The sequence below is a fragment of the Xanthomonas sp. NCPPB 3582 genome (assembly GCF_041475735.2).
Lineage (GTDB): Bacteria > Pseudomonadota > Gammaproteobacteria > Xanthomonadales > Xanthomonadaceae > Xanthomonas > Xanthomonas codiaei.
In genome coordinates, this window is the sequence record NZ_CM192968.1 from 3,359,822 (window position 1) to 3,381,048 (window position 21,227).

Here is a 21,227-nt window from a genome sequence, read left to right on the forward strand (position 1 = left end):
CCAGCACCTCCACGACGGGTCGCCGTGCCCCTGATCAGCGCGCGATGGCCGCGCGTTGGTCGCGCCAGTGCGCCTGCCAGGCCTGGAACATCAGCACCGTCCACAGGTGGGTATGCCATTTGCGTTCGCCGCCGTTGAAGTCGCGCCACAACCCGGCCACGGTATCGGCCGCGAACACGCCCTCGCGCTGCAGCGTGCCGTGCGCCAGCAGATCGTCGGCCCAGCCATGCAGGTCCCCGCGCAGCCAGGCGCTGACCGGGGCGCCGAAGCCGCGCTTGCCGCGATGGACCATCGGGTCGGGCAGGTAACGGCACAGCACGCGCTTGAGCAGGTACTTGCTGACCCCGTCGCGGTACTTGAGCGACAGCGGCAGCGACCAGGCGAACTCGGCCACGCGCCAGTCCAGCAGCGGCGCGCGCGCCTCCAGCCCCACCGCCATGGTGGTGCGGTCCACCTTGCACAGCAGATCGTCGGGCAGATACGCGGCGAAATCGGCCAGCATCATCGCGTCGGCCGGCGTGCCCGAGCCGTGCAATGGATCGGCAAGGCTGTAGAAGCTGTCCGGCTCGGTGGCGCCCAGCACCACCGCGGCCGGATCGCGCCAGCGCGAGATGCGGTTGCGGTAGATGTCGCCGATGCCGCGCGCGCCGGCCTCGGCCACCAGCGCGGCCAGCCCGCCAGTGCGCGAGGATTCGCCGTTGCGGCGGGCTGCCAGCGCCATCAGCCGACGCAACGGCCCCGGCACCAGCCCATGCATGCGCCAGTTGCGCAGCGCACGCTGGTAGCGGCCATAGCCGAAGAACAGTTCGTCGCCGCCATCGCCGGACAGCGCCACCGTCACCCCGCCGCGTGCCAGCCGCGCCACCAGCGCCGTGGGCACCTGCGAGGCATCGGCGAAGGGCTCGTCGAACATGTCCGGCAGGCTCGGCACCACCGCCAGCGCGTCGGCGCCGCTGACGTACAGCTCGGTGTGGTCGGTCTGCAGATGCGTGGCCACTTCGCGCGCCAGCGGCGCCTCGTCGTGGTGCGAGCCTTCGAAGCCGATGCTGAAGGTGTGCACCGACTGTGCGCTCTGTGCCTGCATCATCGCGGTGACGATGGACGAGTCGGTGCCGCCGGACAGGAACACGCCCACCGGCACGTCGGCCACCATGCGCAGCGCCACCGCATCGCGCAGCACGCTGTCCAGCTGGTCTTCGGCCTGTGCATCGGTGCCGGTGAACGGCGCTGCCAGCGCACGCTGCATCGCCTCGCGCGCATTCCAGAACGGTTGCTGCGCCTGGTCGGGCCGATGCGCTGCCGCGCCCGCGGCCACGGCCTGCGCATCCATCCGCAGCACCCGGCCCGGCATCAGCTTGAAGGTACGCTCGTGGATGCAGGCCGGCGCCGGGATATAGCCCAGCCGCAGCAGCAGGGTGAGCGCATCGCGATCGACGCCGTTGTCGAAGTCCGGATGCTGCCACAGCGCCTTGAGCTCGGAACCGAACACCAGCGTGTCGCCGGCCCAGCCGTAGTACAGCGGCTTCTTGCCGACGCGGTCGCGCGCCAGGAACAGGCAGTTGTCGCGCTCATCCCACAATGCAAGGGCGAACATGCCGTTGCAGCGGGTCAGGGTGTCGTCCAGTCCCCACTCCACCACCGCCGCCAGCAGCACTTCGGTATCGGAATGGCCGCGGAAGCGATGCCCCAACGCAGCCAGCGCGCCACGCAGCTGCGCGAAGTTGTACACCTCGCCGTTATAGGCCAGCACGTAGCGGCCATCGGCCGAGCGCATCGGCTGATGGCCCAGCGGCGACAGGTCCAGGATGCTCAGGCGCTGATGCGCCAGCGCTACGCCTGCCTGCGCATCGCACCAGCTGCCGGCATCGTCTGGGCCGCGGTGGCGCAGTGCGGCGCCCATCGGGCCCACCAGTGCCTCTAGCTGTTCGCCATGCAGCCGCGGCGTGGCCATCAGCAATCCTGCCAATCCGCACATCGTCAGCGTCCCCCGCAACGCGCGGTGCTGCCGACAACGCACCATCGCGCGGTCGCGGCAACGCCGGGAGCTCGCTCGGTGCGGCCGGCGCCGGGCTGCGCAGCAGATCGGCCCTGCGTGCACCACAGCGGCGGCGTCGCGCGCACGGCCGTACCGGGCTGGCGCAGGCCGCTCATGCGGTCACCGACCCGGGAGCAGGCATCGGCACGAATCCGGGCAGCGCGCGCACGCGGTGCAGCCAGGCGCCGATCGCCGGCCAGCGTTCCAGCTCGAAGCCGCCGTCTTCGGCGCAATGGGTGTAGGCAAACAGCGCGATATCGGCAATGCCGTAGTCGCCGCCGGTGAACCAGGCCTGCTGCTGCAGGTGCCGCTCCATCACCGCCAATGCCTGCTCGCCGCGCACGCGCAACTGCGGCAGCTCGGCGCGCCGCGCCGCATCGGGCGCGGTCCACAGGCTGATGAAACGCGCCACCGCCACGTACGGCTCATGGCTGTATTGCTCGAAGAACATCCAGCTCAGCGCCTGTGCGCGTTGCCAGGCGTCGGTGGGCAGGTACGGGGTGCCTTCGGCCAGCCAGAACAGGATCGCATTGGATTCGGTCAGCACGCGGCCGTCGTCGCGCTCCACCATCGGCACCTTGCCGTTGGGATTGATGGCCAGGTACTCGGGCGTGCGGGTCTGCCCGGCCACGCTGTCGACCTCGACCCAGTGATAGCGACTGCCCAGTTGCTCCAGCAGCAGGCGCACCTTGTAGCAGTTGCCGGAACTGGACATGCCATGGACGGTCAACGGGGGACGCACGGTCGACATCAAGCTGGCTCCGCGGCAGCGACGAGGGGGCTGGCAGTGTCACAGCCCCGTGCGCCTTTGCAAAGCCCTGTGCGCAGCGGCAGTGGCCGGCGGCCATCGCCACTGGGCCGCAGCGCGGGCGGCATGGATCTGGCGCCCGTCGCTACCCCATCGCGACGATCGCCACCGGCACGCCCAGCACCGCGCTCGCCACACCCAGCAGCGACAGCGTCAAGGCCCAGGCGCCGAAGGCGCGGGACCGCGCACAGCCGGTCGCGCCAGCGAGCGCCTGCACCGAGCACACCGACCACCACAGCCCGCCCAGCAACAGCAGCAGGATGCACATCGCCAATTGCGCCATGCCGGCCGGATCGCTCGCACCGGTCTGCAGCAGCGCCACCCGGCCCTGCAACGCCACCAGTGCGGCGAACACGCAGACCAGCCAGGGCAGCACGCTGCCCGCCATCGCCGGCAGCAGGCGCTGCAGCTGCGCCGCACTGCCCATCCAGCGCAGCAGGTACATCAGCAACACGCAGCCCAGCGCCAGCGGCGCGGCCACCGCGATGGCGCCGGCGACCTGCAGCCACCACGGCAGCGCCTGCAACCACATCCATGCAGACACCAGCGTGGTCAGTGCGAACACCCCCCAGGCGCCGCGCCGCAGGCTGCCATGCTGCGGCATGCGCTGCGCCGTGCCGTGCGGGTCGAACAGCATCCCGCCCAGCCCACCGCGGCGCCACCAGGGCAGACAGGCGAGCACCGCCACCAGCAGCGCCAGCAACGCGGCCAGCGGAAAGCCCAGCGCGCGCCAGTCGGTCGGCTGCCTGCTGCGCTGTGGTTCGAGGTCGTGATCGAAGTACACCAGTTCGCGCGCACGCTCCATGTCGGCCGCCGCACGCGCCACGCCATCGGCGGGAATGCGGTCGCTGAAGCGCTGCCATTCGCCGACGATGACGATGCGGCCATCGCGCTGCGAGATCGTGCGCGTGAAGCGGAACCAGGGGTTGGCAACGGTCTGGGTGTCCGCCTTCAGCTGCACCGGCGGATCCACCTGCACGCGCACGGTCTGCCGCGCCAGCCGCGGGCCGCCCAGCGCCAGGGGACTCTTGCGCGCCTCCTTGGGCAAGGAATCCATCCAATCGCTGAGCTGGAACAACGGAAACCCGAGCTCGTCGCCCTCCTCTGCCGGCCATTGCAGGCGGTAGCGCTCGCGCGTGCGCACGTTCAACGGATCGGTCGCGTCGATGGTCGGTACGTCCACCTGGGTCAGCGCGGTGTAGTACTGCTGCATGAACTCCAGATAGTGCGCGCCGATCGTCTGCGCGCCGTCGCTCTCGAAGCTGGCGGCAACGCGTTCGCCGCGCCCCTGCCGATAGATGGTGTCCACGGTGAAGGTCGCCACCCGCTGCGGCGTTCGCAGCGAGATCACGATGTCCTGGTTCACCTCGACCTGCGGCAACGTCGGCATTGGCGAGGGCACCGCGACCAGCGCGTTCTGCCCGGCCAGTACCGGCAACCCACGCACGAACGGCAGCGGCCGGCGCTGCGCCAGCGGGCCGTCTTCGCGGTCGCGGGTGGCGTCCACCCACACCTCGCCCTGCGGCAGGTGCGCGCGCACCACCACATGATCGAACGCATACGGGCTGGGCAGGCGCTTGTCCAACGCACTGCCCTTGTCGCTGCTGACCAGCACCGGCTCGGCCCGGATGCCGGCCAGTTGCAGCAGCGCGATCAACAGCGTGGCCTTGTCCTTGCAGTCGCCGTAGCGGTTGCGCAAGGTCGCTTCCGGCGCATGCGGGGCGTGCGAATTCTCGCCCATGTCCAGGCCGACGTAACGGATCTCGCCCTGCACGAAGGCCACCGCGCGCAGCAGCGTGCCCTGCGGATCGTCGCGGCGCAACTGCAGGCTCTGCAGCATCCCGGCCGCCACCTGCCGGTCCTTGAAGGCATCCGGATACAACTGCACCGCCCAGTCCGCCACCGCGGCCCAATTGCCGGCGGTGGAGACTTCGATCAGGCCGTACGGGTCCACATCGTCGGGCGCGTCTTTTTCCTCGTGCACGGCAGCGAGCTTGCTCGCTGCGATGGTCAACAGCGTGACCCCATCGGCCTTGCTGACAGTGCGGCTGAAACCCGGCGCGCTGATCCGCCACTGCAAGGCCATATCGGCGGGATAGCGCAGCCGGACCCGGCGCTCGCCCAGCGGCACGCCATAGCGCGCATCGAACACGTCGTAATAGCCCTTGCCGAACACCGGATTGCTGCCGGTGATGGTCACGCCATAGTCCACCCGGTCGCCGACGCGCAGATCCGGCAAGGTGATCGACAAGGTCAGCGCGCCGTCGATCAGGCCCTCTTCCAACCCGCTTTCGCGGCGCAACCTGGCGTAATGCGCGCGGTTGCGCATGTCGATGCGTTTGCCATCGCGCCAGACCTCCAGGCTGTTGAGTTCCAGCGTCTGGTACTGCGGCTGGTAGTCGATGGAGATCTGTCCGGCCTCGTCCAGGCTCTTGGCGCGCAGCACGGTATAGCTCAGGCGCCGATAGGCGCGCGCGGCGCGGCCGGTCAGATCGACCTGGTCGGAAACCAGCTCATAGCGCAGCCCGCCTGCGCCGGGCACGCTGTCGGGCACGGCATCGGCCACCACCCAGGCCGGCGTCGGCGCCATGCTCGGCGCTTCGTTCGCCAACGCCGGTGCGATCGCCATGGCGGCCAGTACCCACATCGCCCACATCACCCGGACCATGCCCGGCACGCGCGTCATCACATCCTTGCCGATCAATCCCTGCTCCCCGTCAAAACGCATTGAGTCCGGTCAGCGCACGCCCCACCACCAGCTGATGCACGGTTTCGGTGCCTTCATAGGTGATCACCGATTCCAGGTTCAGCGCATGCCGGATCGCCGCGTGGTCGGTGGTGATGCCGGCCGCGCCGAGCAGGTCGCGGCACTCGCGCGCCACGTCCAGCGCCATGCGGCAATTATTCCATTTTGCCAGCGAAATCTGTTCCGGCCGCAGCGTACCTGCCTCTTTCAGGCGACCGAGCTGCAGCGCCAGCAGCTGCGCGGTGGAGATCCGCCGCGCCATCTCGGCCAGCCTGATCTGCGCGCTCTGCGTGGCGGCCAGCGGCCGCCCGAACAGGATGCGCTCGCCGGCATAGGCCAGGGCCTCGCGCAGGCAGGCCACCGCCGCGCCGATCGCGCCCCAGGCGATGCCGTAACGTGCCTGGCTCAGGCATCCCAGGGGCGCCTTGAGCCCGGCCGCGTTCGGCAGCCGCATCTGCTCGGGCACGAACACGTTGTCCAGGAACAGGGCAGAGGTGACCGAGGCGCGCAGACTCATCTTGTGCGCAATGTCCTGTGCGCTGAAGCCGGGGCTGTCGGTCTCCACCAGAAAGCCGCACACGCCATCGTCGGTCTGCGCCCAGATGATGGCCAGCGCGGCGATGCTGCCGTTGGTGATCCACATCTTGGCGCCGTTCAAGCGCCAGCCGTCGCCATCGCGCACCGCGCGCGTGGTCATCGCCGCCGGGTCCGAGCCGCCTTGCGCCTCGCTCAGGCCGAAACAACCGATCGCCCGGCCGGCCGCCATCTCCGGCAGCCAGCGCTGCCGCTGCGCATCGCTGCCATAGGCGTGGATGGGATACATGCACAGCGACGACTGCACGCTGACGAAGCTGCGCACGCCGCTGTCGCCGCGCTCCAGCTCCTGGCAGATCAGTCCGTAGGACACCGCGCCCAGGCCGGCGCCGCCGTCGCTGACCGGCAGGCTGGCACCGAGCAACCCCAGTCCGGCCAGTTCCGGCACCCATTCGCGCGGGAAGCGCCCCGCATCGAAGGCAGCGCCGATCGCCGGCAGCACGCGCTCGTCGGTAAAGCGCGCCACCGCCTCCTGCACCGCCCGCTCTTCGTCGGTCAGCAGTGCACGCACATCGAACAGATCGTCAGGACGCAGCGGCATCGTCGCTTCCAGCCAGGAGACAGGGACCAATTATCTGCCAGTTGCCGGATCGATATCGCCGTGTCGACACGCCGGCCGCGCACAAAAAAAGAGCCGGCAATGCCGGCTCTTTCTCACACACCGCGCCGCTGTCGATTACTGACGGCTGCTCACCGCGTCCTGACGGATGCCGGAGTCGCCCACGGCCGACGCAGTCTGGGTCACCAGCTGGCCATCGACCACCGGCAGGCGATCGCTGGCCGGCTTGTCGTTCATGCGCACGGTCTTTTCGAACCCGTCGTAACGGTAGGTCACGTCGTAGGCCACCACGTTGTCGGCGTCGCCCAACGAGATACGCTCGCCCGGCTTACTGTCCATCCGCATGGTGCCGGTGGTGCCGTCGGCATTGCGATAGGTGACGTCGTAACCGACCACGCGCGAAGACGAGGAATTGGCGTTTTCGGTGTGGCACTGGCGCTCGGTGCGATCCACCACGCGGCCGCCGACATGGTTGCGGTCGACGCGGTTACCGATGAAGCCGCCGCCCACCGCACCGGCGGCGGTCGCCAGCTTGCGGCCGTTGCCGCCACCGACCTGGTTACCGATCAGGCCACCGATGACCGCGCCGGCCACGGTGCCGCCGACGTTGCCATCGCGCTCGGGCAGGCGCTCCTGTACCACCACGTCGCGGCACACCTCGCGCGGCGACGAACTGGTGGTGGTTTCGCGGATCGCACTGGTATTGATGACCTGCGCGTACTCCGGCTCGCGCTGCGTGATCGGCGCCACCCGGACCACGTCGGCGTATTCCAGACCGCGCGGGGCCGGCTGGCCGTTGGCAACGAAGTCGCCGGACGACGGACGGTTGTTCATGAAGGCAGCCGTGGCCACGCCTCCAACCAGCAAGGCACCAGCAGCGACCAGTATAGTTGTCGTATTGCTCTTCATTACCAGCTCCCTGCGGACACACCGCGTTGTTGACGGCGTGATTCCAGCATGGGAACCCTGAACGAAAACGCCCTCGCTCATGAATGGCGCGGTTAAGTTCAGCTAGCGGTTACTTCATGCACTTCTAACAGTGGGAGCCAATGCATGCGAAATCCTCTGACCACGCGCGCGCTGGAATGGGCCGGCAAGTTGCGCTACCCCACGCTGTTCAAACTGGTGGTCGTGCTGTTTGCGGTGGACCTGTTGTTGCCCGACCCGCTTCCCTTCCTGGACGAGTTGCTGTTCGGCCTGACCACGTTGCTGCTGGCGAACTGGAAGACCCGCAAGGCGCCACTTCCGGCACCGGCACGCCGCCTGTGATGGAGTTGATCGACAGCCATTGCCATCTGGATGCCGGCGAATTCGACCATGATCGCGCTGCGGTCATCGCCCGTGCACGCGCTGCCGGCGTGGTGCAGCAGGTGATACCGGCCATCGCCGCGGCCAGCTGGCCGGGCCTGCGCCAGGTGTGCAGCCAGGCGCCCGGGCTGTATCCGGCCTACGGGTTGCACCCGATCTTTCTGGACCAGCATCGCCCCGAGCACCTGGAAGCGCTGGCGGACTGGATCGAGCGCGAGCGCCCCTGTGCCATTGGCGAATGCGGGCTGGATTTCTACCTGGACGGGCTGGATGCGCAGGCGCAGCGCGATTACTTCGATGGCCAATTGCGTCTGGCAAAACGCTTCGACCTGCCACTGATCGTGCACGCGCGCCGCGCCACCGAAGAGGTCATCGCCCGCATCAAGGCCATCGGCGGCCTGCGCGGCGTGGTGCACAGCTTTGCCGGCAGCCCCGAACAGGCCCGGCAGCTATGGACACTGGATTTCATGATCGGCCTCGGCGGACCGGTGACCTACCCGCGCGCCAATCGCCTGCGCGGGCTGGCCGCGACGATGCCGCTGCAGCACCTGTTGCTGGAAACCGACGCGCCCGATCAGCCCGACGCCAGCATCCGTGGCCAGCGTAACGAGCCGGCCCAGCTGCGCACGGTGCTGGACTGCATCGCCCAGCTGCGCGGAGAAGATGCCGCGGTGATCGCGGCGCAGACCACCGCCAACGCACGCCGCTTGTTCGGCTTGCCGCCCAGCTGATGGCCCCGCACGCCGCGCAGGGCGGCATGCCTGTTGCGATTACGAGGCCGCGGCAATCGCCGCCGCCGGCGTGGCGGTACCGGCCTTGGGCTTGAGCAGCATCTCCAGCGCCTTGCCTACCGCCACGAACGCGAAGGTGCCGGTGATATGCGTGGCGGCGCCCAGCCCGGCGCCGCAGTCCAGCTTGAGCGTGGCATCGGCATCGAGCTGCGGACGGATCCCGCACACGCTGCCGTCGGCCTGCGGATACTTGACGTTCTCCAGCGAATACACCGCCGGCACACCGAAATAACGCTGTGGATTCTTGGGAAAATTGAACTCGCTGCGCAGCTTCTTGCGGATCAGCGCCAGCATCGCATCGTGCTCGGTACGCGAGACATCGCGCACCCGCACCAGGGTGGGATCGGTGCGCCCGCCGGCGGCACCCACGGTCAGCAGCGGCAGCTTGCGCCGGCGGCACCAGGCGATGGTTTCCACCTTGACCCGGAAGCTGTCGCAGGCATCGATCACCAGATCGAAGCCATCGCCCAGCAGTGTGTCGATGTTGCCGGCGGTGAGAAAGGACTCCACCGCATCGGCGTCGATTTCGGGATTGATCGCCAGGCAGCGCTCGGCCATCGCGCGCGCCTTGTTGCGCCCGTAGTGCCCGGCCAGCGCCGGCAACTGCCGATTGGTATTGGACACACACAGGTCGTCCGCATCGATCAGACGCAGATGACCAAGGCCGGTGCGGGCCAGTGCCTCCACCACCCACGAGCCCACCCCGCCCATGCCGACCACCGCCACGCGGCAGGCGGCCAGGCGCTCCACCGTGCCGACCCCATACAGCCGGTCGATACCGGCAAAGCGTTCACGCCATTGTGCTTTCATCGCCCTATTTTACGCGCGCCATCCGCGGCGCGTCCGCCCAACCGCACGCCGCGCCGCCGGAGCATTCGTCATGACCGACTCCCCTGCCCATCAACCGCATCAATCATGCGCGGCGCGCTATGCCTTCATGCTGGTGCTGGGCGTGCTGATCGGGCTGGTGACCACGGTGATGGTGGCGCGCGTGCTGCAGGCCCGACGCGACCCGGTCCCCGACAGCCTGATGCAGGTCATGGCCTACCAGTTGCGCGCGCTGCAGCCGCCCGGCTCGACCTGCGCACCGGCGCAGCAACAGGCGCGCCTGCGCTCGCTGCGCCTGCTCGCCGACGAACTGGAGCCCGCATTTGCGAACCTCGGCGAGGATCGCCGCTTTGGCGAACATGCCGACATGCTGCGCGCCGCGCTGGACCGCGCGCAGCGCGCGCCAACCGCCGATTGCGCGGCAGTTGCGCGTTTGATAGTGCCGATTTCCGACGCCTGCGACGCCTGCCACCGTGACTTTCGATGAACAGGACGATCGGGTTTCGTTAAGCCAGCAGTGATCCAGTTGGCAAACCGTTCACCTGCACCGTCAGAGGATGACGTCGCCGCGGCCCCGACCGCCTTCAGAACCTCCGGAGACACCTCATGAAGACCCGACTGCTCGTTATCGGCCTGGCTGCAACCGCGACCCTGGTCGGCTGCGCCACGTCCCAGCCCCAGTACGGCAGCTATCGCGGCGACCGTGGTTATGACCAGGGGTATTCGCAGCAGGCACCGCGTTGCGTGGACTGCGGCATCGTCACCCGCATCGATGAAGTCGGCCCCACCCGCACCGCGCCGACCGGCACCGGCGCAGTGCTGGGCGGCATCGTCGGCGCAGTGGCCGGCCGCCAGATCTCCAAGGAAACCGGCGGCAGCAAGGGCAACAAGAATGTCTCCGCCGTCGCTGGCGCCGCTGCCGGTGCACTGGCCGGCAACGCCATCCAGAACAACGTCACCAGCAGCAGCTTCGATGTGCAGGTGCGCATGGACGACGGCCGGGTGATCGTGGTGAACCAGCGCGACCTGGCCGGTGTGCGCGAAAACGCATACGTGCGCGTGGTCAACGGACGGGTGGTGTTGCGCTGATCAGCGCACCACGCCTGTGGCAGACAGCAGAAAGGCCCGGTGACGGGCCTTTCTGCTGTCTGCGCATTGTCCCGATGCCGCGGCCGATCAGACCACCTGCACCGCATCGGCCTGCAGGCCCTTCTGGCCCTGCACGACGGTAAAGCTGACCTTCTGGCCTTCCTTGAGGCTCTTGAAGCCCTGGATCTGGATCGCGCGGAAATGGACGAAGACGTCTTCGCCGTTTTCGCGACTGATGAATCCAAAGCCCTTGGCATCGTTGAACCACTTCACGACACCATTCTCGCGTTCGATGTTGGACATCTCGACTGACTCCCTACGACACTGTGATGGACTGGCGGTGGTGGCTGTGATTGCAAGGAGGAAGCGAGGTACAAGGATGTAGCGGATCGGACGATCTACCGCATCAGGCCACGATTCACGGTGACCTTTGCAAACAGCAGCGGCTGCAACTTAACCCGCACAAAATGAATTTTTAAGCACCCCTTGCGTATTTCCGTCAAGCCTGAAATAGGACATTTTCAAACCATCATGGACACGACTGCCGTCTACTACGTTTTGGCCGGGGCGCTGGTGTTGGTCGGCCTGGCCGGGGTCATCCTGCCCGCCCTGCCGGGCCTGCCACTGGTGTTTGCCGGGTTGTTGCTCGCCGCCTGGGCCGACGGCTTCGCCCACGTGGGATGGATCGCCCTGGTGATCCTGGGCTTGATCACCGCGCTGTCGTTCCTGATCGACTTTCTGGCCACCGTCTATGGCGCCAGGCGCGTCGGTGCCAGCAAGATGGCATTGTGGGGATCGGTGGTCGGCGCCATCGCCGGCATCTTCTTCATGCCGATCGGCCTGTTCGTCGGCCCGTTCGCCGGCGCCTGGATCGGCGAGTACTACCAGACCCGCAAGACCGATCAGGCCACCAAGGTGGGCATCGGCACCTGGCTGGGCATCGTGCTCGGCACGGCGACCAAGCTGGCCTTGGGCCTGTGCATGCTGGGCGTGTTCGCGATCGCCTGGTTCTTCTGAATCCTGGCTCTTCTTAGAGTGGCTAACAAAACGTAGCAAGCGCTCATCAGGTGGGTGCGGACGGCGCGGAGGAACCACAGCGCATGAGTGGTACACGAGGATTCCGAGCACCGACCGCGCCCGTCTGGGGGCCGCGCAATAGGTTTGCTAGCTGCTCTTGATCGGGAGATCGCACAACGCGCATCGGCACAGGCGCGCCACGTACGCCGCGGCGTGGGCACTGCGGTGCGAGGGAATGGGTGGCCGGGCGCGTTCGCTGCTGCATGTTATGCGCTTGTGTACACATCGCGTATGCAGACGCGACCGTTAAGCTGCGCCTCTTCGCGCCGGCCTGGCGCCCTCACTTCGGCCAGACCGCCATGTCCACGCACCACACCCGCCCCTTGATCTTGATTGCCCTGGCCGCGGCGCCACTGGCACACGCGCAGGAAATCGCACCGCAACCCGCCTCGCCGCAGGCCTGCACCTCGGTGACCTCGGATGCGGCGCGCCTGGCCTGTTATGACCAGGCGCTGGGCTATACCCCGCAGGCCGTCCAGCAGGCAGACGCGGCAGCGCAACTGGCCAAGCAGGCCGCCGCCAAGCCCGACGATGCCCGTACGCTCAGCCGCGTGGGCGACTTCTTCCGCGCCGATGGCCAGGACCCGTCGAAGGAAGAAGCCGTGGCCAATGCCGGGCGCGGCTCGTTGCTGGACCGCCGCTGGGAACTGGCCAAGGATTCCAAGCTGGGCACCTTCCAGCTGCGCGGCTACAAGCCGGTGTACCTGCTGCCCGCGTTCTGGACCAGCGACACCAACCGCACCCCGCAGTCGCCGAACCCGGCCAACTCGGTGTCCACGCCGCAGCAGCTGGACAGTGCGGAACTGAAGTTCCAGCTCAGCTTCAAGACCAAGGTGGCCGAGGACCTGGTCGGCGACAACGGCGACATCTGGATGGGCTACACCCAGAGCTCGCGCTGGCAGGCCTACAACTCCGAGGCCTCGCGTCCCTTCCGCGAGACCAACTACGAACCCGAAGCGATGCTGGTGTTCCGCAACAACTACAGCATCTTCGGCTGGAAGGGCCGCATGAGCGGCATCAGCCTCAACCACATGTCCAACGGCCGCGCCGACCCGCTGTCGCGCTCCTGGAACCGGGTGATCCTCAACATCGGGCTGGATCGCGAGAACTGGGCACTGACCCTGCGCCCGTGGTTCCGCATCAAGGAAGACCGCGCCGACGACAACAATCCGGACATCGAGGATTACATGGGCCGCGGCGATGCGACCCTGGTCTATAACAAGAACGGCCACGAAGTGGCGCTGATCGCGCGCCACTCGCTGCGCAGTGGCGACCGCTCGCACGGCTCGCTGCAGGTGGACTACGGGTTCCCCATCACCAACCTGCTGCGCGGCCACGTACAGGTCTTCGATGGCTATGGCGAAAGCCTGATCGACTACAACCACAAGGCCACCTACATCGGCCTGGGCGTGTCCCTGCTGGAATGGTTCTGAGCGCGATCGCCCAGACCTGAGCCGACGCGGGCTGGCGGCTGCCCGGATGCCATGGCGCTCCCGGGCCAGCGCGGTCGGTGGACATGGCCGCGCCGCGCAGGGCGATCGCCTTGCGCGGCGTTGCGGCCGGAGCGACGATCAGACGTCGAAGAAGTCGACCTTGCCGTCCTTCAAGGTGTAATAGGCGCCAACCACCTTGCATGCGCCGGTGCGCAGGGGTTCGAGCAGCGCCGGTTCGGAGGCGCCGCGCAGGCGATCGACGGTGCGCTTGACGTTGGCCTTGACCGAGGCGGCCAGCAGGTCGTCGCCTCCCTTGGTCTTGGCGGTCAACACGGCCGGGACGATGGGTTCGATCATGGCGCCGATCGCGCCCGGGAAAAACGCGTTCTGCTCCACCACCGAAACCGCCGCCGCCACTGCGCCGCAGCTCTCGTGGCCCATCACCACCACCAACGGCACACCGAGCTGGCTCACCGCATATTCGATCGAGCCCAGCGCCGTGGTGTCCACGGTATTGCCGGCGTTGCGAACGATGAACATCTCGCCCAGCCCGCGGCCGAACAGCAGCTCCGGCGGCACGCGCGAATCCGAGCACGACACCAGGATCACGAACGGGGTCTGGCCCAGCGCCAGCTCCAGCCGGCGGCGGCTGTCGGAAATCACCTTCTTGGGGCGGTTTTCGACGAAGGCGGCATTGCCGTCGCGCAGGACCTGCAGCGCCTGGTCGGCATTCAGATCGGTCTTCTTCGACGGTGCGGCACGCGCCGCAAACGGAAGCGACGCGGTGGCCGCGGCAATCGGCGCGCAACAGGCGCACTGCAGCAGCTTTCGACGGGATACGGAATGCGACATGGACGAGCCCCTGCTCTCTGGTTGGTGCGGCGATCGTACTATGTGACAACGAGCCCAAAACGACTCATTGGGAGGTTATGCGCACAGAACTTCGCAGCCGCGAGCCGTCCATTCAGGTCCAGTCGATCAAGCCCTCGCGGCGATAGATTTCCTGAAATGCCGGGCGCGCTTTCATACGCTGCGCATGTGCCTGCAACGCAGGCCAGGTGTCGGTCGGCCGCGGCATGTTGCGCGACCAGCGCATCAGCATGGTCAGCATGAAGTCGGCCGCCGACAGCTGCTGGCCCAGCAGGTACGGGCCATGCGCCTGCAGATGCGCATCCACTTGGGCCCAGGCCGCTTCCAGCCTGGCGCGCGCCTGCGCCTGCGCAGCATCGGCGTGCGCGGCACCGGCCGGTTCGTCGGGGTAGAACCAGGCGCGATACGCCGGCTGCAAGGTGTTGGCGCAGAAGAACATCCACCTGTAGTACGCCGCGCGCTCGGGCGAAGCGACCGGCGGCGCCAGCCCGGCCTGCGGGTACAGGTCGGCCAGGTGCAATACGATCGCCGCCGCTTCGGTCAGCACCTGCCCGTCCAGCACCAGGGTTGGCACCACCCCGGCCGGGTTCAGCGCCAGATACTCGGGCGATTTCTGCTCGCGTCGGTCGAAGTCCAACGGATGCAGCACGTGGGGTACGTCGAGTTCGATCAGCAGCCAGTGCACGACCAGGGCCGCAGTGCTGGGGGTGTGGTACAGCGTGGCGACCATGCGTGCTCCGGGGTCAGTTGGTACAGGCGCGCAGGCAGGCAAGCTTGCGCGGTTCGCAGCGGGTGTTCTCGCTCTGTTGGGTGCAATCGAAGACCTGCGCCAGGCAGTTGGCCCGCTGCGCCGGGTTCTGCACCTCGTCGCAGCGCTGCCCACGCGGTGCCGCCCGGCTGCTGCAACTAGGGAGTGTCATCAATTGAGCAAGATGACGGAGGCGATCCAGTAGATCGCTCCAAGGAAGTTGCAGGCGGTCTTGTCGTAGCGAGTCGCAATGGCGCGGTACTGCTTGAGTTTGGCAAAGAAGTTCTCAATCAGATGTCGATCCTTGTACAGCACCCGGTCGTAGTCGCGCTGCACCTTACGGGTCGGATGGGAGGGGATGACGATCTGCGTCCCCCGCCGCTGCATCGGTTCGATGACCCGTGCACTGGCATCGTAGGCTCGATCAGCGAGCAAGGCTCCCACCGACACGTGCGGCAACAAGACATCTGCACCTTCCAGATCCGACGCCTGGCCTGCGCTCAGATGAAACGCCACTGGATTGCCCAGCGCATCGACCACTGCGTGGATTTTGCTGCTCAGTCCTCCGCGACTACGTCCGACGGCTTGTGGCTCCCCCCTTTTGCCCCGGCGCTGTGCTGATGCGCCCGGACGATGGTGCTGTCGATCATTGCGTATTCGTTGTCGGCGTCTTCGGACAGCGCCTGGAACACCCGTTGCCAGACGCCGGCCCGACTCCAGCGGCTATGTCGCAGGTGGATCACGCGGAAATCACCGAAGCGCTCGGGCAGATCCCGCCAAGGGATGCCGGCTCGGTAGCGGTACAGCACCGCTTCGACAAAGAGCCGGTTGTCTTTGGCGGTGACACCGACGTATCCGACTCGGCCAGGAAGCAGATCGCGGATGCGATCCCATTGATCGTCTCGCAGAGCGTAGCGACGTGCCATTGCAGGAGAGGGCGAAAAAGGACAGCAAGCATCGCCTATTCGATCAATTGATGACACCCCCTAGCCTCGCTGGGCCGGCCGCGGCGGCATTGCCTGGCACTGTCGTTGCACTGCGCGATGCAGCGGTCTGCGACGGCCGGCCCGTTGAACCGCGTGGCGGTGGCGTCCTGCTTGGGCGGCTTGCGCTCCTGGAACGGCACCGGATCCGCAGGCCGCGGCGCGTAGTTGCTGGACGGAAACAACACCGTCGGCGCCTTTTGCTGCTGCGCCAACGCACCCAGGCTCAGGCATGACAGCAGCACGACACAGATGCGGCGGAGCATTCCTGTTCTCCCTGGGAACCAGCTGATGCGCCGAGCATAGCCGCTTCCTGCACGGCGGTGGCACGCGTCGGCGAGCCAGCTCGCTCGGCCAGCTCGCCAGCATCGCGCAGGAGCATAGCTGCGCGCGACGGGGCGATACAGGCAACCCCGCATCGCGCCCGGGCACCTGCACTGTCGGTGTCTCCTAAGGCGCTTCATCTCCACGAAGCGACGCTGCAGAGATGCATCGACCGCCCGCCGATTCCCGGCACGCAGAGGCCTGTCGTTTATTGCAACCACGTGGGTCGGGATGGCTGCGGGAAACGGTGTGACCCTGCAGGGCCTCGCCCACCAGACCAGACTCGTCAGTGGCAACGCGCGCAGCCTGGCAGTCGATCGGTGAGAGGCATCCAATGCAGATCACGCGCATTGGACGCAGGCCATGCCGCTGATGGAAGCCGGCCACGCCTGCCTGACGGCAACCCAGCCGGTCCGATCGCAGCGCTTATTCCACCAGCACCGGAATCTTGCCGATACGCGACTGCCACTGCCGTGGGCCGGTCTTGTGCACCGACTCGCCGGTGGAATCCACCGCCACGGTCACCGGCATGTCCTTGACCTCGAATTCGTAGATCGCCTCCATGCCGAGGTCCTCGAACGCCAGCACGCGCGCGGCCTTGATCGCCTTGGACACCAGGTAGGCCGAGCCACCGACCGCCATCAGATACACGGCCTTGTTGTCGCGGATCGCATCGATCGCCGCATCGCCGCGCTCGGACTTGCCGACCATGCCGAGCAGGCCGGTCTGCTCCAGCATCTGGCGGGTGAACTTGTCCATGCGCGTGGCGGTGGTCGGGCCAGCCGGGCCCACCACTTCATCGCGCACCGGATCGACCGGGCCGACGTAGTAGATGAAGCGGTTGGTGAAATCCACCGGCAGGGTTTCGCCGCGGTTGAGCATGTCGATCATGCGCTTGTGCGCGGCGTCGCGGCCGGTCAGCAGCTTGCCGTTGAGCAGGATCACTTCGCCCGGCTTGAAGCTGGCGACTTCTTCGCGGGTGATGGTGTCCAGGTTCACCCGGCGCGCATTGGTCGGGTTGTAGGTGAGCTTGGGCCAGTCTTCCAGCGACGGCGGGTCCAGCATCACCGGGCCGCTGCCGTCCAGGGTGAAGTGGGCGTGGCGGGTGGCGGCGCAGTTGGGGATCAAGGCCACCGGCAGGTTGGCGGCGTGGGTGGGGTAATCCTTGACCTTGATGTCCAGCACCGTGGTCAGGCCGCCCAGGCCCTGTGCACCGATGCCGAGCGCGTTGACCTTTTCGTACAGCTCCAGGCGCAGTTCTTCGGCGCGATTGGAGGCGCCGCGCGCCTGCAGGTCGACGATATCGATCGGCTCCATCAGGGCTTCCTTGGCCAGCAGCATCGCCTTTTCGGCGGTGCCGCCGATGCCGATGCCGAGCATGCCCGGCGGGCACCAGCCGGCGCCCATGGTCGGTACGGTCTTGAGCACCCAATCGACGATGGAATCGGACGGGTTGAGCATGGCGAACTTGCTCTTGGCTTCCGAGCCGCCGCCCTTGGCCGCGACGATCACCTCGACATGCTCGCCCGGCACGATCTTGGTATTGACCACTGCGGGCGTATTGTCCTTGGTATTGGCACGCTTGCCGGCCGGATCGGCCAGCACGCTGGCGCGCAGCTTGTTGTCGGGGTGGTTGTAGGCGCGGCGCACGCCCTCGTTGACCATGTCTTCCACGCCCATCGTCGCGTCGTCCCAGCGCACGTTCATGCCGATTTCCAGGAACACGGTGACGATGCCGGTGTCCTGGCAGATCGGGCGGTGGCCTTCGGCGCACATGCGCGAGTTGATCAGGATCTGTGCGATGGCGTCCTTGGCGGCCGGCGATTCTTCGCGCTCGTAGGCAGCGGACAGGTTCTTAATGTAGTCGACCGGGTGGTAGTAGCTGATGTACTGCAGCGCATCGGCGACGGACTGGATGAGGTCTTCCTGCTTGATCGAGGTCACGGCTGGCTCTACGGCTGGCGGGGGGCAATCCCGGCATTTTAGAACAAACCGCCGGCCGGACCGACGCGGCCGCGGGAAGGCTGCGTTGCGGAAGGCGCTGCATGACACTGCCCTGCGTCCATCGCCTTGCCAGGACGTGGGCCAACAGGCCTGAGCGGCGGCGACCTGCCCTCCCGACAGCGCCCAACACTCCCGGCGCACGCTGCGCCCGGCACACTATGCGCATGTCAGCTTCCCACTCCGGCGCCACTGCGCCCGCTCCCCGTACCGGCCCCACCCTGCGCGAACGCCTGGATGCGCTGCGCAATCTGCCCCCGTTCCTGCGCCAGATCTGGCAGACCAGTCGTTGGTTGAGCGCCAGCAGCATCGGCCTGCGCGTGCTGCGCGCCTTGATGCCGATCGCCACGCTCTACATCGGCAAGCTGATCATCGACGAGGCGGTCCACCTGGTGGGCCAGCCGCCGGCGTTCGAGTCGTTCGCCCAGGCGCTGGGCAGCGGCCGCCTGAACCGGCTGCTGGAATTGCTGGCGCTGGAACTGGCACTGGCGATCGGCTCGGACCTGCTCGGGCGCATGGTCGGTTATGCCGATGCGCTGCTGTCGGAGTTGTTCAACAACGCCGCCAGCGTGCGCCTGATGGAACATGCCGCGCAGCTGGATCTGGAGGATTTCGAAGACCCGGACCGCCAGGACAAGCTGGACCGCGCGCGGCGCCAGACCATGAACCGCATGAACCTGATGAGCCAGCTGTTCGGCCAGGTGCAGGACGCCATCACCGTGATCAGCCTGGCGGTGGGCCTGGTGGTGTATGCGCCGTGGCTGATCGTGCTGCTGGCCATTGCCCTGATTCCGGCGTTCATCGGCGAGGCGCACTTCAATGCACTGGGCTATTCGCTCAACTTCCAGTGGACGCCGGAGCGACGCCAGCTCGACTACCTGCGCCAGGTGGGCGCCAGCGTGGAGACCGCCAAGGAAGTCAAGATCCTCAACCTGCACCGCTTCCTGATCGCGCGCTACCGCCGGCTGGCCGACAAGTTCTTCCACGCCAACCGCGCGCTCGCACGCAAGCGGGCGTTGTGGGGCGCGCTGCTGGCGGCGCTGGGCACGCTGGGCTATTACGCCGCCTATGGCTACATCGCCTGGCGCACGGTGCGCGGCGATTTCAGCATCGGCGACCTGACCTTCCTGGCCGGCAGCTTCCTGCGCCTGCGCCAGCTGCTGGAAGGCTTGCTGATCGGCTTTTCGCAGGTGGCCGGGCAAGCCCTGTATCTGGACGACCTGTACTCGTTCTTCACTATCGTGCCGCAGATCCGCTCGCGCCCGGATGCGTTGCCGGTGCCGCGCCCGATCCGGCAGGGCTTCGTGTTCCAGGACGTGGGCTTCCGCTACCCGGAGGCGGAGCAGTGGACGGTGCGGCATCTGGACTTCGAACTGCGCGCCGGCGAAGTGCTGGCGCTGGTCGGCGAGAACGGCGCCGGCAAGACCACGCTGGTGAAGCTGCTGGCGCGGCTGTACGACCCGACCGAAGGCCGCATCCTGCTCGATGGCCGCGATCTGCGCGACTACGATCTGGACGATGTGCGCGCCAATCTGGGGGTGATCTTCCAGGACTTCGTGCGTTACCACCTGAGCGTGGGCGAGAACATCGGCGTGGGCCAGGTGGATGCGATGGACGACACCGGCCGCATCCAGGCCGCTGCGCAGCGCGCGATGGCCGGCGAGCTGATCGCCGGGCTGCCGCAGGGCTACGACCAATTGATCGGCCGCCGCTTCAAGAACAGCGTGGACCTGTCCGGTGGGCAGTGGCAGAAGATCGCCATCGCCCGCGCCTACATGCGCGACGCGCAGCTGATGATCCTGGACGAACCCACCGCCGCGCTGGACGCACGCAGCGAGTTCGAGGTGTTCCAGCGCTTCAAGGAGCTGTCGGACGACCGCACCGCGGTGCTGATCTCGCACCGTTTCTCCAGCGTGCGCATGGCCGACCGCATCCTGGTGCTGGTGGCGGGGCGCATCGAGGCGGCCGGCACCCATGAAGAGTTGATGGCCCAGGGCGGGCGCTATGCGGAGCTGTTCGAGCTGCAGGCGGCGGGGTATCGATGAAGCCGGGATTCGGGATTGGGGATTGGGAAGAGCTGCCGGCTCAGCCACGAGCCCGACTCGTCCAGGACCCAGGATCTGCTCTTGCGAATCCCCAATCCCGACTGCCGAATCCCGGCCGTCCAAATGAGAGTTCATCTCATTTGGACGGCTTGAGGTAGAATTGCCGGGTACTCCTCCCACGACACTCACCGGTATGTCTTCCGCTTTCGGCGCCGAAACGGTGCTTGAGGTCCGTCACTGGACCGATGCCTACTTCAGCTTCACCACTACCCGCGACCCCGGTTTTCGTTTCGAGAACGGCCAGTTCGTGATGATCGGCCTGGAAACCGAAACGCGCCCCTTGCTGCGTGCGTATTCGATCGCCAGTGCCAACTGGGAAGAACAGCTGGAGTTTTTCAGCATCAAGGTGCCCGATGGCCCGCTGACCTCGCGGCTGCAGCACATCCAGCCCGGCGACAAGGTGCTGGTCGGCAAGAAGCCCACCGGCACGTTGCTGATCAGCGACCTGCACCCGGGGCGCAACCTGTACCTGCTGGGCACCGGCACCGGGCTGGCGCCGTGGCTGTCGATCATCAAGGACCCGGAAACCTACGAACGCTTCGACAAGGTGATCCTCACCCACGGCGTGCGCTTCGAACAGGATCTGGCCTATCGCGACTACTTCGAGCGCGAGTTGCCGCAGCACGAATTCCTGGGCGACATCCTGCGCGACAAATTGCTGTACTACCCCGCAGTGACCCGCGAAGCCTTCGCCAACCAGGGCCGCCTGACCGAGCTGATGGCCGATGGCCGCATGCAGCAGACACTGGGCCTGCCCACGCTGGATCCGGCCAACGACCGCTTCATGATCTGCGGTAGCCCGCAGATGCTGGCCGACCTGCGCACCCTGCTGGACAGCCGCGGTTTCCAGACCTCGCCGCGCATCGGCACGCCGGGGCATTACGTCTTCGAGCGTGCGTTCGTCGAGAAGTGAGAGTGTTCTTGCGAT

The 21,227-nt window shown here is 67.1% G+C and carries 20 protein-coding genes and 1 other RNA gene; 8 read left to right on the forward strand and 13 right to left on the reverse strand.

The window, feature by feature from the left end; all coding sequences use genetic code 11:
- Positions 1 to 34: 34 nt before the first annotated feature.
- The 5 genes from asnB to ACCQ05_RS14125 form a co-directional block, all read right to left on the reverse strand.
- On the reverse strand, positions 35 to 1,975 hold the full coding sequence (gene asnB / locus ACCQ05_RS14105; protein ID WP_372390989.1) for an asparagine synthase (glutamine-hydrolyzing): 1,941 nt from the start codon (positions 1,973 to 1,975) through the stop codon (positions 35 to 37).
- A gap of 172 nt (positions 1,976 to 2,147) precedes the next feature.
- The gene (locus ACCQ05_RS14110) at positions 2,148 to 2,786 is read right to left on the reverse strand and encodes a glutathione S-transferase family protein (RefSeq protein ID WP_372390991.1); all 639 of its coding nucleotides are present in this window, start codon (positions 2,784 to 2,786) and stop codon (positions 2,148 to 2,150) included.
- 142 nt (positions 2,787 to 2,928) lie between these two features.
- Entirely contained in the window at positions 2,929 to 5,472 is a 2,544-nt protein-coding gene (locus ACCQ05_RS14115; RefSeq protein WP_372394100.1) for a DUF3857 domain-containing protein, read from the reverse strand.
- 88 nt (positions 5,473 to 5,560) lie between these two features.
- Positions 5,561 to 6,736: an acyl-CoA dehydrogenase family protein gene (locus ACCQ05_RS14120; protein ID WP_372394102.1), complete on the reverse strand. Its 1,176-nt coding sequence runs from the start codon at positions 6,734 to 6,736 to the stop codon at positions 5,561 to 5,563.
- A gap of 123 nt (positions 6,737 to 6,859) precedes the next feature.
- Complete coding sequence (locus ACCQ05_RS14125; protein WP_372390994.1) at positions 6,860 to 7,651, reverse strand: glycine zipper 2TM domain-containing protein; 792 nt, start codon at positions 7,649 to 7,651, stop codon at positions 6,860 to 6,862.
- A 144-nt stretch (positions 7,652 to 7,795) separates the two neighbouring features.
- On the opposite strand from ACCQ05_RS14125, the gene ACCQ05_RS14130 reads away from it, so the two are divergent.
- Both ACCQ05_RS14130 and ACCQ05_RS14135 read left to right on the forward strand, forming a co-directional pair.
- Positions 7,796 to 8,011 carry a DUF6116 family protein gene (locus ACCQ05_RS14130; RefSeq protein ID WP_104540512.1) on the forward strand — a complete coding sequence of 72 codons (216 nt, stop codon included), beginning with the start codon at positions 7,796 to 7,798 and terminating at the stop codon, positions 8,009 to 8,011.
- On the forward strand, positions 8,011 to 8,781 hold the full coding sequence (locus ACCQ05_RS14135) for a TatD family hydrolase (RefSeq protein ID WP_372390996.1): 771 nt from the start codon (positions 8,011 to 8,013) through the stop codon (positions 8,779 to 8,781). Before ACCQ05_RS14130 ends, ACCQ05_RS14135 begins: the two co-directional genes overlap by 1 nt.
- 39 nt (positions 8,782 to 8,820) lie before the next feature.
- Here ACCQ05_RS14135 and ACCQ05_RS14140 read toward each other — a convergent pair whose 3' ends face one another.
- On the reverse strand, positions 8,821 to 9,651 hold the full coding sequence (locus ACCQ05_RS14140; protein WP_372390998.1) for a tRNA threonylcarbamoyladenosine dehydratase: 831 nt from the start codon (positions 9,649 to 9,651) through the stop codon (positions 8,821 to 8,823).
- A 70-nt stretch (positions 9,652 to 9,721) separates the two neighbouring features.
- Between ACCQ05_RS14140 and ACCQ05_RS14145 the strand changes: the two genes are divergently transcribed.
- Positions 9,722 to 10,156 (forward strand): hypothetical protein, encoded by a 435-nt coding sequence (locus tag ACCQ05_RS14145; protein WP_372391000.1) that lies wholly within the window; start codon positions 9,722 to 9,724, stop codon positions 10,154 to 10,156.
- A gap of 119 nt (positions 10,157 to 10,275) precedes the next feature.
- Positions 10,276 to 10,758: a glycine zipper 2TM domain-containing protein gene (locus ACCQ05_RS14150; RefSeq protein WP_104540508.1), complete on the forward strand. Its 483-nt coding sequence runs from the start codon at positions 10,276 to 10,278 to the stop codon at positions 10,756 to 10,758.
- An 87-nt stretch (positions 10,759 to 10,845) separates the two neighbouring features.
- Here the strand turns inward: ACCQ05_RS14150 and ACCQ05_RS14155 are convergent, their stop codons facing one another.
- A complete protein-coding gene (locus tag ACCQ05_RS14155) occupies positions 10,846 to 11,061 on the reverse strand; it encodes a cold-shock protein (RefSeq protein WP_003483561.1) in 216 nt (71 codons plus the stop codon).
- A gap of 228 nt (positions 11,062 to 11,289) precedes the next feature.
- Here ACCQ05_RS14155 and ACCQ05_RS14160 point away from each other — a divergent pair, with 228 nt between their 5' ends.
- Entirely contained in the window at positions 11,290 to 11,775 is a 486-nt protein-coding gene (locus ACCQ05_RS14160; RefSeq protein ID WP_372391002.1) for a DUF456 domain-containing protein, read from the forward strand.
- Positions 11,776 to 11,795: 20 nt separating this feature from the next.
- Here the strand turns inward: ACCQ05_RS14160 and ACCQ05_RS14165 are convergent.
- Positions 11,796 to 11,871, reverse strand: a non-coding RNA gene (locus tag ACCQ05_RS14165) — sX9 sRNA.
- A 263-nt stretch (positions 11,872 to 12,134) separates the two neighbouring features.
- Here ACCQ05_RS14165 and ACCQ05_RS14170 point away from each other — a divergent pair.
- Positions 12,135 to 13,268 (forward strand): phospholipase A, encoded by a 1,134-nt coding sequence (locus tag ACCQ05_RS14170; protein ID WP_372391004.1) that lies wholly within the window; start codon positions 12,135 to 12,137, stop codon positions 13,266 to 13,268.
- Positions 13,269 to 13,406: 138 nt separating this feature from the next.
- Here the strand turns inward: ACCQ05_RS14170 and ACCQ05_RS14175 are convergent, their stop codons facing one another.
- From ACCQ05_RS14175 to ACCQ05_RS14195, 5 genes are all read right to left on the reverse strand, one after another.
- Positions 13,407 to 14,120 (reverse strand): carbonic anhydrase, encoded by a 714-nt coding sequence (locus ACCQ05_RS14175; RefSeq protein ID WP_372391006.1) that lies wholly within the window; start codon positions 14,118 to 14,120, stop codon positions 13,407 to 13,409.
- 112 nt (positions 14,121 to 14,232) lie between these two features.
- Positions 14,233 to 14,868 (reverse strand): glutathione S-transferase family protein, encoded by a 636-nt coding sequence (locus ACCQ05_RS14180; RefSeq protein WP_228964917.1) that lies wholly within the window; start codon positions 14,866 to 14,868, stop codon positions 14,233 to 14,235.
- A gap of 189 nt (positions 14,869 to 15,057) precedes the next feature.
- A protein-coding gene (locus ACCQ05_RS14185) for an IS5 family transposase (protein WP_372391008.1) occupies positions 15,058 to 15,812 on the reverse strand; the annotation gives its coding sequence in 2 pieces (ribosomal slippage) (positions 15,058 to 15,485 and positions 15,485 to 15,812; 756 coding nt in all).
- A gap of 35 nt (positions 15,813 to 15,847) precedes the next feature.
- The gene (locus tag ACCQ05_RS14190) at positions 15,848 to 16,135 is read right to left on the reverse strand and encodes a hypothetical protein (RefSeq protein ID WP_372391010.1); all 288 of its coding nucleotides are present in this window, start codon (positions 16,133 to 16,135) and stop codon (positions 15,848 to 15,850) included.
- Positions 16,136 to 16,619: 484 nt separating this feature from the next.
- Complete coding sequence (locus tag ACCQ05_RS14195) at positions 16,620 to 18,137, reverse strand: fumarate hydratase (protein ID WP_104540504.1); 1,518 nt, start codon at positions 18,135 to 18,137, stop codon at positions 16,620 to 16,622.
- Between the two features lie 224 nt (positions 18,138 to 18,361).
- Here ACCQ05_RS14195 and ACCQ05_RS14200 point away from each other — a divergent pair, with 224 nt between their 5' ends.
- Positions 18,362 to 20,239 carry an ABC transporter ATP-binding protein gene (locus ACCQ05_RS14200; protein ID WP_372391012.1) on the forward strand — a complete coding sequence of 626 codons (1,878 nt, stop codon included), beginning with the start codon at positions 18,362 to 18,364 and terminating at the stop codon, positions 20,237 to 20,239.
- Between the two features lie 193 nt (positions 20,240 to 20,432).
- Positions 20,433 to 21,212, forward strand: a complete 780-nt coding sequence (locus ACCQ05_RS14205; RefSeq protein ID WP_228964921.1) for a ferredoxin--NADP reductase — start codon at positions 20,433 to 20,435, stop codon at positions 21,210 to 21,212.
- Positions 21,213 to 21,227 lie beyond the last annotated feature (15 nt).